We start from the raw sequence: 14,731 nt of genomic DNA on the forward strand, positions 1-14,731 counted from the left end.
AGATCAATGAAGATCAATAAAAAGTTGGGTGTTATTGTATGTATTTTAATTACAGTAACCATTGGTGTCGCTGCAACATCACCTAAACCTATCATTACCCATTATACAAATTTGAAAGTATTACCGAAGGATATCTCCTCAAAAAATCTCCAGGAAATCATGGTAGATGATTTTCAGGATGGGTTAGGGGTTACCTGCAGTTTTTGCCATGCTAATTCAAAAGATGGTCACGGTCTTGATTTTGCCAGTGATGCCAAACCCGAAAAAGAGATTTCAAGGGCCATGATGCGTATGACTATCGGGATCAATAAAAAATACTTTAAATTAAAACACCCATTGATAGGCAGCGGTGCACTTACGATAACCTGCAGTACCTGCCATAAAGGCGAAGCTTTTCCAGATGGTACCGGGGAACAGAAATAATTGTATTTTTATATAGAAAGCTCAAATAATTTGAAAAAAGGTTCGATCATATATCATTTCCTGTTTTGGTTGCTTGCTTATATATTCTGGATCTTTGTTTTCAGGAACAGCACGCTGGTGCTTACCCATGCAATCACTATTCAGTTTTGCTATTTACTATTCATAGCCGCTAATTATTATTTTAACACATTATATAACATTCCTCAATTGCTGGATAAAAAGCAATATGCAAAATTCGGGTGTTTATTTATTCTGACAATAGCGATAACGGCCTTGGTAAGAATACCGGTATCTATGCTGGTTACGATTTATGTTTTTAAGGTTGCGGGGGCACATTTCAATTATTTAACCATTTTTTATGACTCATTCGTTAATATTTTATTTTGGGTGGCTTTAATCCTGGGAGGCAAAATGATTGGAGAAAAAATTCGCTCAGAAATTTACATTGAGAAAATTGAAAAGGAAAAAGCAGCAAATGAGCTTAATTTTTTGAGAGCACAGTTTAATCCTCATTTTCTATTTAATTCTATCAATTCCATATACGGTCATATTGACAAATCAAATAAACCGGCCAGAGAAATGCTGCTGAGTTTCTCTGAAATGCTTCGCTACCAGCTATATGAGTGCAATGTTGCACAAATTGAAATAGACAGGGAACTTAACTATATGAAGAACTATATCGATCTTCAAAAAAGCCGGATTGATGAACGCATAAAGGTGTCGTTTTGCGATGGTCAAATTGGTAGTAATTTGAAAATTGCCCCCTTGCTCCTGATCACCTTTATTGAAAATGCCTTTAAATATGTAGGCTTTAACGAGGGTAGAGATAACTATATTGACATAAGTTTGACCCACAATAACGGTAAGCTCGTTTTTAAAGCAGCAAACTCCAAAGATGCCTGTATCAGCCGGGGTGAAAAATCTTCAGGATTGGGTGTAGCAAATGCTAAAAGGTTACTGGAACTTTTATACCCGGATAAACATTTGTTACATATCAATGACCAGGAAGAAAGTTATGAAATCACTTTAACATTATTTGATGTATGAAATTAAAGTGTCTGATCATTGATGATGAACCCATTGCCCGCAAATTATTGCAGGAGTATATAGAAGAAACAGACTTTCTTGAGTTAGTTGGGGTTGCCGAACATCCGTTAAAAGCTGCCGGACTAATTAACAGCATAACAGTTGATCTGATTTTTCTGGACATTAATATGCCCAAAATGAGCGGGCTGGAATTTTTGAGGTCGGCTCCTAATTTACCTATGGTAATCTTAACTACGGCATACGGCCAATATGCGCTTGATGGCTTTGAATTGGCAGTAGTTGATTATCTGGTAAAACCATTTTCTCTAGAACGTTTTTTAAAGGCATGTATCAAGGCTTTCGAGCTTAAAGCATTAAAAGATGGCAAATCAACTCCCTCAAAATCAGATGGCGACCATTTTTTTGTAAAGTGTGAAGGGAAAATTGAAAAAATAGCTTATCATGAATTGATTTATTTGGAGGCGATGGCAAATTATGTGGTCCTTCATACCATCAATGATAAAATGGTAGTCTACCTGACCATTAAAGGAATATTGGAAAAGCTCCCGGCCAGTCAATTTGTGCAGGTACATAAAAGCTATATCGTAAATATCGAAAAGATAAATACTATTGAAGGTAATATGCTACATCTGGGTAGCAAAAAAATCACAATGGGCCTAAATTATGCAGATGGTGTAATGGATCGTGTTTTAAAAAACAGGTTTATCAAGAGATAGGTGCTCACCGACGGAAAATGAAATTTAGAACACGTCAATTCGAATAAATCCTTATAATGCATTAACTGGATACACTTCTTGAAAATTTTGTTATGTAAGCAACCAAGACATAAATGCCGGGATCTCTGATCAGCAGTTGCTCTTGGTATCTCATCCAGGTGTTTCTGATTGGTGACTGAAATAGTTTAAGGGGCTTTAACCAATTCGAATATCAGTTTTAAAAGAAATAAATGTCAGGCCATTTAAAGAAACGTTTAAGGACATGCGCTGAAAAAAGCTGTGAACGTTAAGCTCGTTGGCTAAACCCCCCATCAAGAAGTATAGCATAGTTATGGTATCGCCCTACACAGGCGGCTATACCCCGGAATTGCAGCGAAATAAATTATAATAGACTGTAAACTTAGTGGATATAAATTATGCATAGGCTTATCGTGATTAAGGACACAATGGATAATTTAGGATAAGACATGCGCAGGTAACGCAAGGCAAATGTAATTTGATTTTCGACAGTACGTTTTGATATATTTAGCTTGACAGCGATTTCTTCATTACTTAAATTATCTACCCGGCTGAGCCAAAAAATTTCCTGACAACGCCGGGGCAATGACTTTAATACCTGTGCAAGCTCAGTTTCGAGGTCCTCATAGCTTAACTTACTATCCGCGGTATTATAAACAGCTGTAACACTGGTATCTGTCAATTGGTCGATATACGTTACGCAGTTTACGCCGGCTGCTTTTAAATGTTTAAATACATGATAACGTGCAGTGACGTGGATATAGTTTTGAAAATTTTTGATTTTAAGATGTTTACGTCTTGTCCACAGGGCCACAAATACATCATGTGTTATTTCTTCGGCAATAGCCTCATCTTTGAGATAAAAAATGGCTGTTTTATAAAGTTTTTTCCAATACCGGTTATACAGGGTCACAAAAGCCCTGGAACTATCAGAGACTACAGCGTCCCATAATTCATTATCAACAGCCTGATGGATCATAATCGGTTCGATAAAAATAGGAAATGTTTATCAAATGCAATTGTCAGCTGCACATCTATCTCACGGTTAAAAAATATTTTTAAAACTATGTGTGTTGAAAATGATTTTACACCACTTTATATATTGTAGCCATACCTCCAATTTATGACCCCTGAGCAATACATACTTCTTTACGAAAAATATCTTTCAGGTTTGTGTACCACTGAGGAAGAAGAATTGTTGATGCAATATCATGACAGTTTTAAGGTACAGGATGATGAAGAGAAGAAGCTGGCTGATCATGACAGGTTTATAAGGCATTCTATTTACCAGCGTATAGAACAAACTGTATCAAACCAAAAACAAAGAGTTTTTAAAATGAATTGGTGGTGGGCAGCCGCGTCGGTACTTGTTTTAGCAATATCAGCAGGGCTGCTTTTTAATAATCTATCATCCAAACCGAAAACCGTTGTTAAAAATAATAATACAAAAACCATAGCTATACAGCCTGGCAAAAATACAGCGGTGCTAACCTTAGCTACAGGTGCCAGTATAGTTTTAGATAATGCGGCAAACGGTGTTTTGGCAAAATCAGGAAATACAGCTATAAAGAAACTAAAAAATGGTTTGCTATCATACGCGGTTGATAAAACAAAAGCTAATCAGGATGCCAATACTCTAAACACTTTAACCATTCCGCGGGGAGGACAATATACGATTGTATTGCCTGATGGAACGAACGTGTGGCTTAATTCGCAATCGTCTTTAACTTTTCCAACTGCCTTCAAAGGCCAAAATCGTTCGGTTACTTTAAAGGGAGAGGCATATTTTGAAGTAGCTAAAAATAAGCAAATGCCATTTATTGTACATACTAACAATGCGGATGTACGTGTTTTAGGTACACACTTTAATGTAAATGCGTACCAGGAAGATGGTAACGTAAAAACTACGTTGCTTGAAGGGTCTGTGCGTTTTTCAAACGCAGTTTCTTCGGCTTTGCTGGTACCGGGTGAGCAGGGTATCAGCGATGCAGCTGATGGCCGTATTACACAAAAGAAAGTGAATGTTAACCAAGTGATGGCCTGGAAAGCAGGATACTTTATGTTCAGAGATGATGATATTCACGACATTATGAAACAAATAAGCCGGTGGTATGACGTGGAGGTAATATATGAGGGTAAAATAACCAATATGAAGTTTGGAGGTACTTACGCGAAAAATAAGGACATTAACGAGTTATTGAAAGGACTTGAGTATACCGGATTAATTCACTTTAAAATTGAAGGAAGGAGGATAATTGTTATGACTTGATAAAAAAGCTTAACGGTTATCTAAAAAATAGATCAGGAGCGTTCCAACCGCTCCTGATCTTCAGCTTGCGCTGAGTTAGATAACCATACCAATTGCGCGAACAATCAATTATAAATTAAACCTAACATTCAAATGTATAAAATATTTACTGAATCAAAGTTCAGGTGGCATAACCATGCCTTGCTTAAATTTATTCGCATCATGAAACTAACCTGTATCCTAATAATGGTAACCATACTCCAGGTTAGTGCAAACTCGTATGCGCAAAAGATAAATCTTGACGTACAAAAAGCCCCTCTGGAAGATGTATTGTTTACCCTTCAGCAGCAAAGTGGCTATGATTTTCTGTATAGCGCCCAGTTGATAAAAACAGCGACCCCGGTGTCATTATCTCTTAAAAATGTATCTATTGCACAGGCGCTCGATAAAATTTTCAGCAACCAGCCGCTTATTTATCTCATCAATAAAAAAACGATAACCATTAAGTCAAAGCCGGTATCTGAAGATATTATTATTCAGAATATAAAAGGAAAGGTCACCGACAATAAAGGTGTTTCTATTCCCGGCGTAAGCATTCAACTTAAAGGTACAAAAACAGGTACCGTAAGTGATGCTAATGGCGAGTATAGTCTTAATGTACCCGACGGCAGTAGCGGTATCCTGATATTCAGCTTTATAGGCTTTGCAAGGCAAGAGGTGGCTATAGGCGGAAAAAGTGTAGTCAACGTTACCCTTATTGAAGACAAGCAAGGCCTAAGCGAAGTAGTTGTAACAGGTTATAGCACCCAAAGCAAACATACCCTAACAAGCGCCATTGTATCAGTTAAAGGCGAAGAAATGACCAAACGAGTTGCTACCGATGCTACATCTTTATTGCAAGGTCAGCTGCCAGGGTTATCAGTTATTCAAAACTCGGGTGAGCCGGGTAATGAAAATGTACAATTACGTATACGTGGTCTTGGAACTTTTAGCAGCGCGGGTAATAATCCGCTTGTTATTGTAGATGGTATCCCCGGAAGTCTTGCGGTTATTAACCCTAACGATATTGAATCGGCCACCGTACTGAAAGATGCGGCAGCAGCAGCTATATATGGTTCGCAGGGAGCCAATGGCGTGGTGGTAATTAAAACAAAAAAAGGCAAAGCGGGTGGTTTTACACTATCGTACAATTACAATATCGGGTTTGCTTCACCTACCAGGTTGCCAAAACTTATCACTAACTCGGCCCAGTACATGGAACTGTTAAATGAGGCCGAAGTTAATTCGGGCAACGCGGTCATTTACACACAGGAGCAAATAGATTTGTACAAAAACGCTACCGACCGTGTCAAATACCCAAATCACGACTGGCTCAAGGATATGTTTAGCACAGCAGTGGTACAAAACCATTACCTAAATTTAAGCGGCGGTAATGAAAACACAACCTACAGCCTTGGTTTAGGTTATACGGATCAGCCCGGTACCATGAGGGGGTTCGACTATAAAAAATACACGGTAGACCTGGGCCTGACATCGAAGGTAAATAAACGTGTTACTTTAGGTACTAACTTCCAGATACGTTATGGCGACAGAAATTACCCTTATAATAACAGTACCGACTTATATATATCAACATTGGCACAGTCGCCCCTGTATCCTGCAAAAACTGCGGATGGCCTGTGGATCACAAAAGCTTATGATAAAGAGCTTGGTAATAAAAACCCGGTATTAGCCTCGGAGCTGTTAACCCATAACCCTAACTATTACGGGCAGGGCAATATATCTCTTGATATTGATATTGTTGACGGATTAAGATGGGAAAACAGGGCGGGACTTAGTTTTAACGTTGACAAAAATAAAACATTCAGGCCTACCATACCCATGTACCTTTACAGTGATCTGTCGTATAACCGTAATGCCGACGTCGGTACTCCAGGCTTAACAGTTAACGAAAATGACGAAACACATTCAACTATTTATAGCCAGTTGAACTTTCATAAACTGCTGGGTAAGCATGATCTGACTATCTTAGGCGGTGTACAGCAGGAGGTCGACAACAGAAGCTATGTAAATGCTTACCGGGTGGGCTATCCTACCAATGAGCTTACAGAGCTAAATGCAGGTTCCATAAATAATCAAACCAACGATGGTACATCCGCGCAATGGATTATCCACTCACTTTACGGAAACGTAAACTATAATTTTGATGATAAATATCTTTTAGGCGCTAATGTAAGGTATGATGGTACTTCGCGCCTGCCAAGCAATAGTCGCTGGGGTTTATATGAGTCGTTTTCCGCCGGATGGCGTGTTTCTAAAGAAAACTTTTTGAAAGATGTAAGCTGGATAAATGATCTGAAGCTAAGAGGTTCATGGGGCCGTTTGGGTAACCAGAACATCAATATCGCCGTTAATAACACCAATATACCTTATCCATATCCCTATCAGTCAACCTTAACTCAAAATAGCTATGCCTTTGCCAGTGGCATAGCCTCCGGATTTATTCCGAGCACACTGGTTGACCCGGCACTTACCTGGGAAACTACTCGAATGACCGATTTGGGCCTGGATCTGACCATACTTAAAAACAAGCTAACCTTTACTTTTGATTGGTTTAATAAATACACTTATAATATTTTAAGACAGTCACAGGTCCCCTTAGCGCTTGGCGTAAACGCGCCCATTGTGAACAACGGCGCGGTAAGTAACAAGGGTTTAGAGTTTAGCTTGCGTTACCAGGACAGGCCATCTCCAAAATTTAGTTATTATGCACAGGCCAACTTCCAGCTGTACCGTAACAAGCTGGTTTCTTTTGGTGCAGACGAGATAGGGGGCCCCGATAGCCAAACCATTATGCGTAATGGTTACCCGATCAATTCTTTTTACCTGCAAACGATGGATGGCATTTTCCAAAATCAAACAGAGATCAATAATTCGCCAGATCAATCATCGTTGGGCGGCGTGCCAACCCCGGGCGATATCAAATACAAGGATGTTAATGGCGATGGCAAGGTTGATGCTAACGATCGCGGCATAATTCCGGGCCAATATCCAAAATTTGAGTATTCTTATACCATGGGCGCAACCTGGGGAAACTTTGACGCCAGCATGCAGTTATACGGCTCATACGGTAACAAACTGTATTTGTATAAATGGGGGGTTGATCCGTTTGCGCAGGGTGCTATGCCTACTACCGACTGGTTAAACAGGTGGACTCCTCAAAACCCGTCAACCACAATGCCTAAAATTTATATGGGCTTCTATGGCTATCCTAAAATAACCAATGTGCAATCTACCTATCATTTATACAATGCCAGCTTTATGCGTATTAAAAATGTTCAGCTTGGTTACACATTTCCGGCAGGACTGATAAAAGGAGTTAAATCACTCAGGGTATTTGGCGCGGTTGATAATCTGGCGCTTTTTACACCGCTTAAACAGGCTACCGACCCCGAGCGGCAGGATATTAATAACAAACCAGATGCATGGTATGGTTTTGCCAACTATCCGCAAAACCGCACTTACACATTTGGCGCATCGATTCAATTTTAATTTCAACTTAAAAGCAAATGAAAACTATCATCATAATATTCATGGCAGCAGTGGTTTGTTTAACATCCTGCAAAAAATTGGACGTAACGCCACCTGACAAATTATCTACCGCCAATTTCTGGAAATCAGCCGCCGACGCCGATCAGGCCCTCGCCGGTATATACGCTACATTGTATGCACAAAGCGGTCAGGTGAGCGAGTATGCACCTATGTGGTGGGAAAATTTCAGTGATAACTCCTATAGTCAAAACAATCAGGGTGGCTCACAGCAATCACTTATTGCCGGGCTTACGCCAACTATTGGCGGTTTCCCTACTGATAACAGCAACAGCCTTTATATTAACGCTTATATCAGTATTGCGGCCACCAATAGCTTTCTGGCCAACGTCGGTAAAGTATTAAGCGGCGATAAGTTAAACCAGTATAAAGGAGAAGCCTATTTTGTACGTGCTTTTAACTACTTTTTGCTGGCCGAAACTTATGGTAATGTACCTTTAATAACAGCCGACCCGCTAACCATAGATTTTAAAAATAAAATAAGTAAATCGTCAAAGGAAGATATTTTAAAGCTTGTGGAAAGTGATCTTGATCAAGCTATTACTTCGTTACCTGATGATAAATACACTACAGGGCATGTTGTTAAAGCTTCTGCGCAGGGCATAAAAGTACGTGTACTGCTTTTTGAGAAAAAATATGCCGATGCAGCCGCGCTTGCCAAAACAATTATCAGTGGCGGATTATTTTCACTGAGTAATAGTTACGCGGGGAATTTCTATAAGCCAGATCAGCGCTCCAGTCCGGAAATTATGTTCTCGGTACAGTTTCAGGCACCGGCAGTGCCACATCCTTTTGCTATAACTACGGTAATTATTGGTGCCGGTTACAAGGATTTGCAGGGTACACAGGACATGATCAATGAATATGAAGCAAATGATCCACGCAAAACCATGACTTTCTTTTTCCCGGGTGATACGCCAGCTAAGGGGTGGCCATTCCCAAATACAGTTGGTACCCCGGGTGTTAACAATTGGACACCTGGTTTTTACCCTGGAAAGAAATGGCTCGATCCTAAGAATGTTGACCCTCAGCCAGGTATGCTCGACGATCAGGATTATGTATGGCTGCGCTACGCAGATGTTAAGCTTATGTATGCCGAAGCTCAAAACGAAACAGCAGGACCCGATGCCAGCGTATATCAACAAATAAATGAGGTACGTGCAAGGCCTGGCGTAAATATGCCGCCATTACCAGCTAACCTTACGCAAGCGGAAATGCGTACCCGTATCATGCACGAGAGAAGAGTTGAATTTGCCCTGGAAGGTTTACGCTATTTTGATTTGCGAAGATGGGGGATAGCCAAACAAAAGTTAAATGGTTTTATTCAAAACTCGTTAACTCCCGCGGTTAAAACAATTTACAAAGACAATTTTGATTTGTGGCCGTTGCCGCAAAATGAAATTGACAGAAATACACCGGCATTAATCCAAAATCCGGGTTATTAAAATTAAACCTTAATAGATATGAAAAGATCCGTTTCTTACAAAGAAGCGGATCTTTTAAAAAGAACTCGATAAATTCTTTCGGGTACGAGATAAGTTAATAGTAAAAGATTAAGCGCCATTAAAAACAAATTCGTTTTGTATGCAAACCCGGGCACGATCACGTGCCGACTCCGCCGGATGTACCGGTTATCACAATCATTTGGCCGGTTAAATCTTTTGTTTTCAACTGGCGCGGACTATCAGATGTCCTCTAAAATGCTTGGGCATCGCCCGCTTAAAACTACACAATGCTATACCATGGTAATCGATAAAGCAAAAGAGGAAGCAGTGAATCGTATTTTGCGGGATCTTTAAGCACGTTTTTTTCTGTCTAGGGAAAATATGTACTTGTACCTAAATATTCAAATCAATCTAAGCTTTCTTAGTAACCTGCTTCCCTTTATGACCACTTAGCACATGCATTATCTCGTCAGGGTTGTAATATAAGATCCCGCCGATTTTTGTTGGTTTGAGCGTACCGTCCTGCCTTAACTTGTGCAAAGTATTTGGCGAATCTTCAGCAGGCTTTTACTTGGCAACTTTTTAGCCATCTTTTTGTTTCTTCATTTGGTTTTATAAGTAATGCACGGGGCTCTTGGATCAACTTTTGTCCAAACTGCTCTAAGTCTTCTTTTGTTATAATTTCTGCAGCCATATCAGTATATTTTGACTGGCAAAGAAACAGTGAACGGCAAACTTAAAAAGTCTGTAACGAGATTGGAAACCAACAATATTTCAGTATGAAATTTAAATGGGTTGGTTTGTGGTTTAATTATTTGATTTAGAGTATTTTATGGTATATTTGTATGTGCTCAGTAAGTGGTGATACCAAACTGCATACCTGGTTTGAAAAATGATTTTTAACTGATTTATTATCAGATGTTTATAGGAATTGATTATCGTCCTGCCATCCCGACGAAAAGCGATACCGCGAAGTATCAAAAACCTCTAAATCATTGATTTAAAGGTTTTTTTTATGTTTTCTAAATCACAAAAAAGATCAATAAATATCATCAGTTTCGTGCCATATTCATGGTCGTATAAGTGGTGACATTCGACCAGATAGGATCGCTTAAGGATCACTTTACTCGCTAGGCTCATTCATACCACGGATAAGAAACTGTTGATTTCGTCTTTTGACAGCGTGACGCCGGAAGGAGTTCTCTTCCCTAAACTATATACGGTTTTCACTGTCATTAGTTCAGAGCCATATCAAGCCAATGGGATATTAACTTATATATGAAAGATATGTTAAAAGAAGAAGGTTATGAAAGCAATAGGCTTTAATGCTAAAACTTGTTACGCTTTTTAAACTGGTTTGGTGTAAGCTTAATGATTTTTTTAAACTGTTCGGTAAAATGAGTTAAATTATTAAAACCGCTTTGGTAACAAACGGTACTGATACTGGTATCTGCCTCCATTAAGTATTTACAGGCATGACCAATACGGATCTCATTAACAAAATGAGAGAAGGTTTTTTTTGTCCGGTTTTTAAAATATCTGGAGAACCCGGAGTAGCTCATGTTCGCTATTTTAGCTACATCCTCTATCTGAATGTTGTTGGTGAAATTTGTCATTACATAATCGAAAACTTTGTCCAGCCTATCGTTGTCCTTTCCGTTTTGGCCACTTACATCAGGGTTGGATAACAATTCATATTCGGTAGAGTCAGCTAAAGAAGAAAGCAGTTGTAAAAGAGCAATTAATCTTTCCATACCCATTTGCCTTAATATCTCGTGCATTTGCAGGCTTATTTTATCCCGCGTGCTGCCTTTGATAAGCAGGCCCATTTTTGATTTTTCGAAAAGCAGCTTTATTTTTTGCATCTCTGGTATTGCTCTGAACTCGTTCCCTAAAAACTCCTCTTTAAAATGAATTACCAGTGATCCTCCATCATCGCTACTGCTTTCTTTTCGGAACAAGTGCGGTAAATTTGGTCCTAAAAAAAGCAGGCTGCCTTCTTCATAATCAGCAACGTGATTGCCCACAAAGCGTTTTCCGTTTCCTTTAATAATAAGTACCAATTCATATTCCGAATGGTAATGCCAGGGCGTTTCAAAGTAAGGCGTAATAAACTTATCGGCCAAAAAAGAGGATTGCTCTGATAAAGGCAGCTTTTGAATATGAGGACGCATAACGGAGGCGTTTAATAATTGGTAGTATAAATATATATACCAAATTTTAAATACAAGTAATTAAAAATGTCAAAAAACTTTATTTTTTTGAACAGATACTTGTTGTATTATGGAATTATTAAACGAAAATTTGATCAACCAAAATATAAATCCTTATGTCTTACCAAAATTTAACAGCCTCGCAAAAGGCGCGATATGATAGTGACGGGTATTTAATTATTCCAGATTTTCTTACCCGGACAGAGGTCGACCTGCTTTATAATCTTGCCACTAACGACGATATTTTGCGCAACAATGCTTTTGACCTGAATGATCAGTCGGGCAAACGTACCAAACTCACTTTATGGTTTACACCAGGTAACGATACTTTCAGCCTGCTCACACGCAGCGAAAGAATGGTACGATCAGTACAATCTTTACTGGGCGATGGGAAGGTTTGCCATTTTCATTCTAAACTGATGCAAAAAGAACCTAAGGTAGGCGGGGCATGGGAGTGGCATCAGGATTATGGCTATTGGTACAAAAACGGCTTTTTATATCCGGATGCCCTGATTAGCGTAATGCTGGCACTTACAGAAGCCACTAAGGAGAACGGTTGTTTGCAGGTACTTAAAGGATCACATAAAATGGGTCGGTTTGAACATCTGTTTGCAGGTGAACAACAAGGGGCAGATATGCCTTTTGTGGAGGAAGCTTTGAAAATATGCAAAAAAATATACGTTGAATTAAAAGCAGGTGACGTGTTATTTTTCCATCCCAATTTATTGCACATGTCTGAAGCTAACTTATCAGATAAACCACGTTGGTCATTAATATCAGCTTATAACCTAAGTTATAACAAACCATTCCGTGAAAAAAATACCTCATGTATTACACCGGTAAGTATGGTGCCCGATAATGCGATAATGGAATCTGCCCCAACTGGATTGTCCGCCCAGTCAGATTTTTTAAATAAAGAAAACGAAATAACGCTAAAGGTAAAATAGACAACCGGCTATGAATACAGATATTAAGCTGGATTATTTAACAAAACTTCCGGTTGATAAAGAATTAGGCATAGGATGTATAGGGTCGGGCTTTATCATGGCCGATTGCCAGCTTGTGGCTTACCGGCAGGCCGGTTTTAACCCGTTAGCCATTGCATCCAGGAACCGAGCCAACAGCCAGGCAGTTGCCGACAGGCACGCTATCAAAAAAGTATATGATACTTACGATGAACTGTTAGGAGATGCCGAAATTGCTGTAATTGATATTGCCGTTCCGCCGGATGTACAGATAGAGGTAATTCGGAAAGCAGTTAGGCAAAAGCATATTAAAGGAATACTGGCGCAAAAGCCGTTAGGGGTTAATTTGCAGCAGGCTAAAGAGATTGTAAAAATGTGTGCCGATGCCGGCATAAAGCTTGGCGTTAACCAAAATATGCGTTACGATCAGTCCATACGGGCTTGTAAATCGCTATTAGATCAAGGGTTGTTAGGAATGCCGGTATTTGCGTCAATTGATATGCGCGCTATCCCACATTATATGGATTGGCAAAAGGCATTAGGTTGGGCCACCTTGCGTACCATGAGCATTCATCATTTAGATACCTTCCGGTTTCTGTTCGGCGATCCTGAACGTGTGTTTGCCAGTGTGAGCGCGGATCCTCGTTGTGCGAAAAGCTTTGACCATGAAGATGGTATAGCTTTATATATCCTGGAGTATGCCAATGGTTTCAGGGCATCTTCATGGGATGATATATGGACTGGCCCCGGCAGGGAGGGCGCTGTAAACGATACCTATATTAACTGGCGTGTTGAAGGAACCGATGGCCTGGCTAAAGGTACTATCGGTTGGCCGTCATACCCTGAACGCACGCCAAGTACTTTGGATTATAGTACTATTAACAATAATGGGCAGTGGATAAGACCCCGGTGGAATGAAGTTTGGTTTCCCGACGCATTCGCCGGACCTATGGCGCAATTGCTTTGCGCTATTGAAGATGATAAAGAGCCCGAAATAGGCGGGAAAGATAATCTTAAAACCATGGCTTTGGTAGATGCATGCTATCTTTCATACAAAGAGCATAGAGCAGTATTGATAGAAGAAGTATTATCAGCAAACTAACCTTAAAATCAATAAACAATGATACAAGTTGGAATATTTACGGGCTATTTTCCGTATACACTGGAAGAAACTGCCCGTAAAATCAGGGAAATTGGATTCAATACGGTTCAGTTAGATGTGTCTTTTAAAGATATGGATCTTTCCACCGACCAGATCACGTCGGATAAATGTAAAAAAATACGGGATACCTTCAGGAATTATAATTTACCTGTTTCCTGTGTTTCAGGTTATACCAACCTCGTGCACCCTGATCCTATAACACGGAAAAAGAACTTGGATCACTTAAAGCAAATTATACGTTTTGCAAACGAACTGGGTTCGCCGTATGTTATCAGTGAATCCGGAACATTTGACCCCGACAGCGATTGGGTACATCATCCAAAAAATAAAACCGAAGTAGGATATCAGGAATGTCTTGAAGTGATTTCGGGATTAGTTGATTTTTCAAAGACACAAGGTGTATCTTTCCTTGTAGAAACATACGTAAATAATGTAATTGGTTCAATTGAAGAGACATTGCGCTTGTTTGCCGATATAAACGACCTGCATCTGGGCTTATTAATGGATCCTACAAACTACTTTGAAGAACATAATATTGATCAAATGGATCAAACCCTTAACCAGATTTTTAATGCCTTATCTGATAGAATAAAAATAGCTCACGCCAAAGATGTAAAACGTGCGGCCTCAGCGCATGGGGTACAAATGGCCGATATTGATGCCAGCGAGGCGCACGCATTAAGGGGCGTAGGGGCCATTGATCTTCCTGCGCCGGGCCTCGGCTCATTAAATTACGATTTGTATTTGAAACGCTTAAGCCGAAACCACCCCAATATCCCAATTATAATTGAGCATTTAGAAGAAAGCGACGTTGCGCGCGCAAAACGGTTTTTAGATGGAAAATTGCTGGCGAACGGTTGTTAATTAAATTATTTATTGCAAATA

12 protein-coding genes are annotated in these 14,731 nt (G+C 39.7%); 9 read left to right on the forward strand and 3 right to left on the reverse strand.

Annotated features, from left to right (window positions below; all coding sequences use genetic code 11):
• The first annotated feature begins 6 nt into the window (after positions 1–6).
• Genes SNE25_RS16105 through SNE25_RS16115 form a run of 3 tightly spaced genes read left to right on the forward strand, consistent with a single transcriptional unit; the run spans position 7 to position 2,186 of the window.
• Positions 7–423, forward strand: coding sequence for a c-type cytochrome (locus SNE25_RS16105; protein ID WP_321566132.1), 417 nt, complete (start codon positions 7–9; stop codon positions 421–423).
• A gap of 30 nt (positions 424–453) precedes the next feature.
• Positions 454–1,470, forward strand: a complete 1,017-nt coding sequence (locus tag SNE25_RS16110; RefSeq protein ID WP_321566133.1) for a sensor histidine kinase — start codon at positions 454–456, stop codon at positions 1,468–1,470.
• Positions 1,467–2,186, forward strand: coding sequence for a LytR/AlgR family response regulator transcription factor (locus SNE25_RS16115; protein ID WP_321566134.1), 720 nt, complete (start codon positions 1,467–1,469; stop codon positions 2,184–2,186). Before SNE25_RS16110 ends, SNE25_RS16115 begins: the two co-directional genes overlap by 4 nt.
• A 400-nt stretch (positions 2,187–2,586) precedes the next feature.
• Here SNE25_RS16115 and SNE25_RS16120 read toward each other — a convergent pair whose 3' ends face one another.
• Positions 2,587–3,183, reverse strand: coding sequence for an RNA polymerase sigma-70 factor (locus SNE25_RS16120; RefSeq protein ID WP_321566135.1), 597 nt, complete (start codon positions 3,181–3,183; stop codon positions 2,587–2,589).
• Between the two features lie 144 nt (positions 3,184–3,327).
• Here SNE25_RS16120 and SNE25_RS16125 point away from each other — a divergent pair, with 144 nt between their 5' ends.
• The 3 genes from SNE25_RS16125 to SNE25_RS16135 all read left to right on the forward strand — a co-directional run bounded on the left by SNE25_RS16125 (position 3,328) and on the right by SNE25_RS16135 (position 9,506).
• The gene (locus tag SNE25_RS16125; protein WP_321566136.1) at positions 3,328–4,473 is read left to right on the forward strand and encodes a FecR family protein; all 1,146 of its coding nucleotides are present in this window, start codon (positions 3,328–3,330) and stop codon (positions 4,471–4,473) included.
• 132 nt (positions 4,474–4,605) lie between these two features.
• Positions 4,606–8,004 (forward strand): TonB-dependent receptor, encoded by a 3,399-nt coding sequence (locus tag SNE25_RS16130; protein WP_321566137.1) that lies wholly within the window; start codon positions 4,606–4,608, stop codon positions 8,002–8,004.
• Between the two features lie 17 nt (positions 8,005–8,021).
• Positions 8,022–9,506 carry a RagB/SusD family nutrient uptake outer membrane protein gene (locus SNE25_RS16135; RefSeq protein ID WP_321566138.1) on the forward strand — a complete coding sequence of 495 codons (1,485 nt, stop codon included), beginning with the start codon at positions 8,022–8,024 and terminating at the stop codon, positions 9,504–9,506.
• Between the two features lie 556 nt (positions 9,507–10,062).
• On the opposite strand, the gene SNE25_RS16140 is transcribed toward SNE25_RS16135, so the two are convergent.
• The gene (locus tag SNE25_RS16140; RefSeq protein WP_321566139.1) at positions 10,063–10,200 is read right to left on the reverse strand and encodes a hypothetical protein; all 138 of its coding nucleotides are present in this window, start codon (positions 10,198–10,200) and stop codon (positions 10,063–10,065) included.
• 634 nt (positions 10,201–10,834) lie between these two features.
• On the reverse strand, positions 10,835–11,680 hold the full coding sequence (locus SNE25_RS16145) for an AraC family transcriptional regulator (RefSeq protein WP_321566140.1): 846 nt from the start codon (positions 11,678–11,680) through the stop codon (positions 10,835–10,837).
• 155 nt (positions 11,681–11,835) lie between these two features.
• Here SNE25_RS16145 and SNE25_RS16150 point away from each other — a divergent pair, with 155 nt between their 5' ends.
• The 3 genes from SNE25_RS16150 to SNE25_RS16160 are packed head-to-tail and all read left to right on the forward strand — an operon-like array spanning position 11,836 to position 14,710.
• The gene (locus SNE25_RS16150; RefSeq protein WP_321566141.1) at positions 11,836–12,666 is read left to right on the forward strand and encodes a phytanoyl-CoA dioxygenase family protein; all 831 of its coding nucleotides are present in this window, start codon (positions 11,836–11,838) and stop codon (positions 12,664–12,666) included.
• A 10-nt stretch (positions 12,667–12,676) separates the two neighbouring features.
• The gene (locus SNE25_RS16155) at positions 12,677–13,786 is read left to right on the forward strand and encodes a Gfo/Idh/MocA family protein (RefSeq protein WP_321566142.1); all 1,110 of its coding nucleotides are present in this window, start codon (positions 12,677–12,679) and stop codon (positions 13,784–13,786) included.
• 18 nt (positions 13,787–13,804) lie between these two features.
• Positions 13,805–14,710: a sugar phosphate isomerase/epimerase family protein gene (locus tag SNE25_RS16160; RefSeq protein WP_321566143.1), complete on the forward strand. Its 906-nt coding sequence runs from the start codon at positions 13,805–13,807 to the stop codon at positions 14,708–14,710.
• Positions 14,711–14,731 lie beyond the last annotated feature (21 nt).

Source organism: Mucilaginibacter sabulilitoris, assembly GCF_034262375.1.
In the GTDB taxonomy this organism is placed as follows: domain Bacteria; phylum Bacteroidota; class Bacteroidia; order Sphingobacteriales; family Sphingobacteriaceae; genus Mucilaginibacter; species Mucilaginibacter sabulilitoris.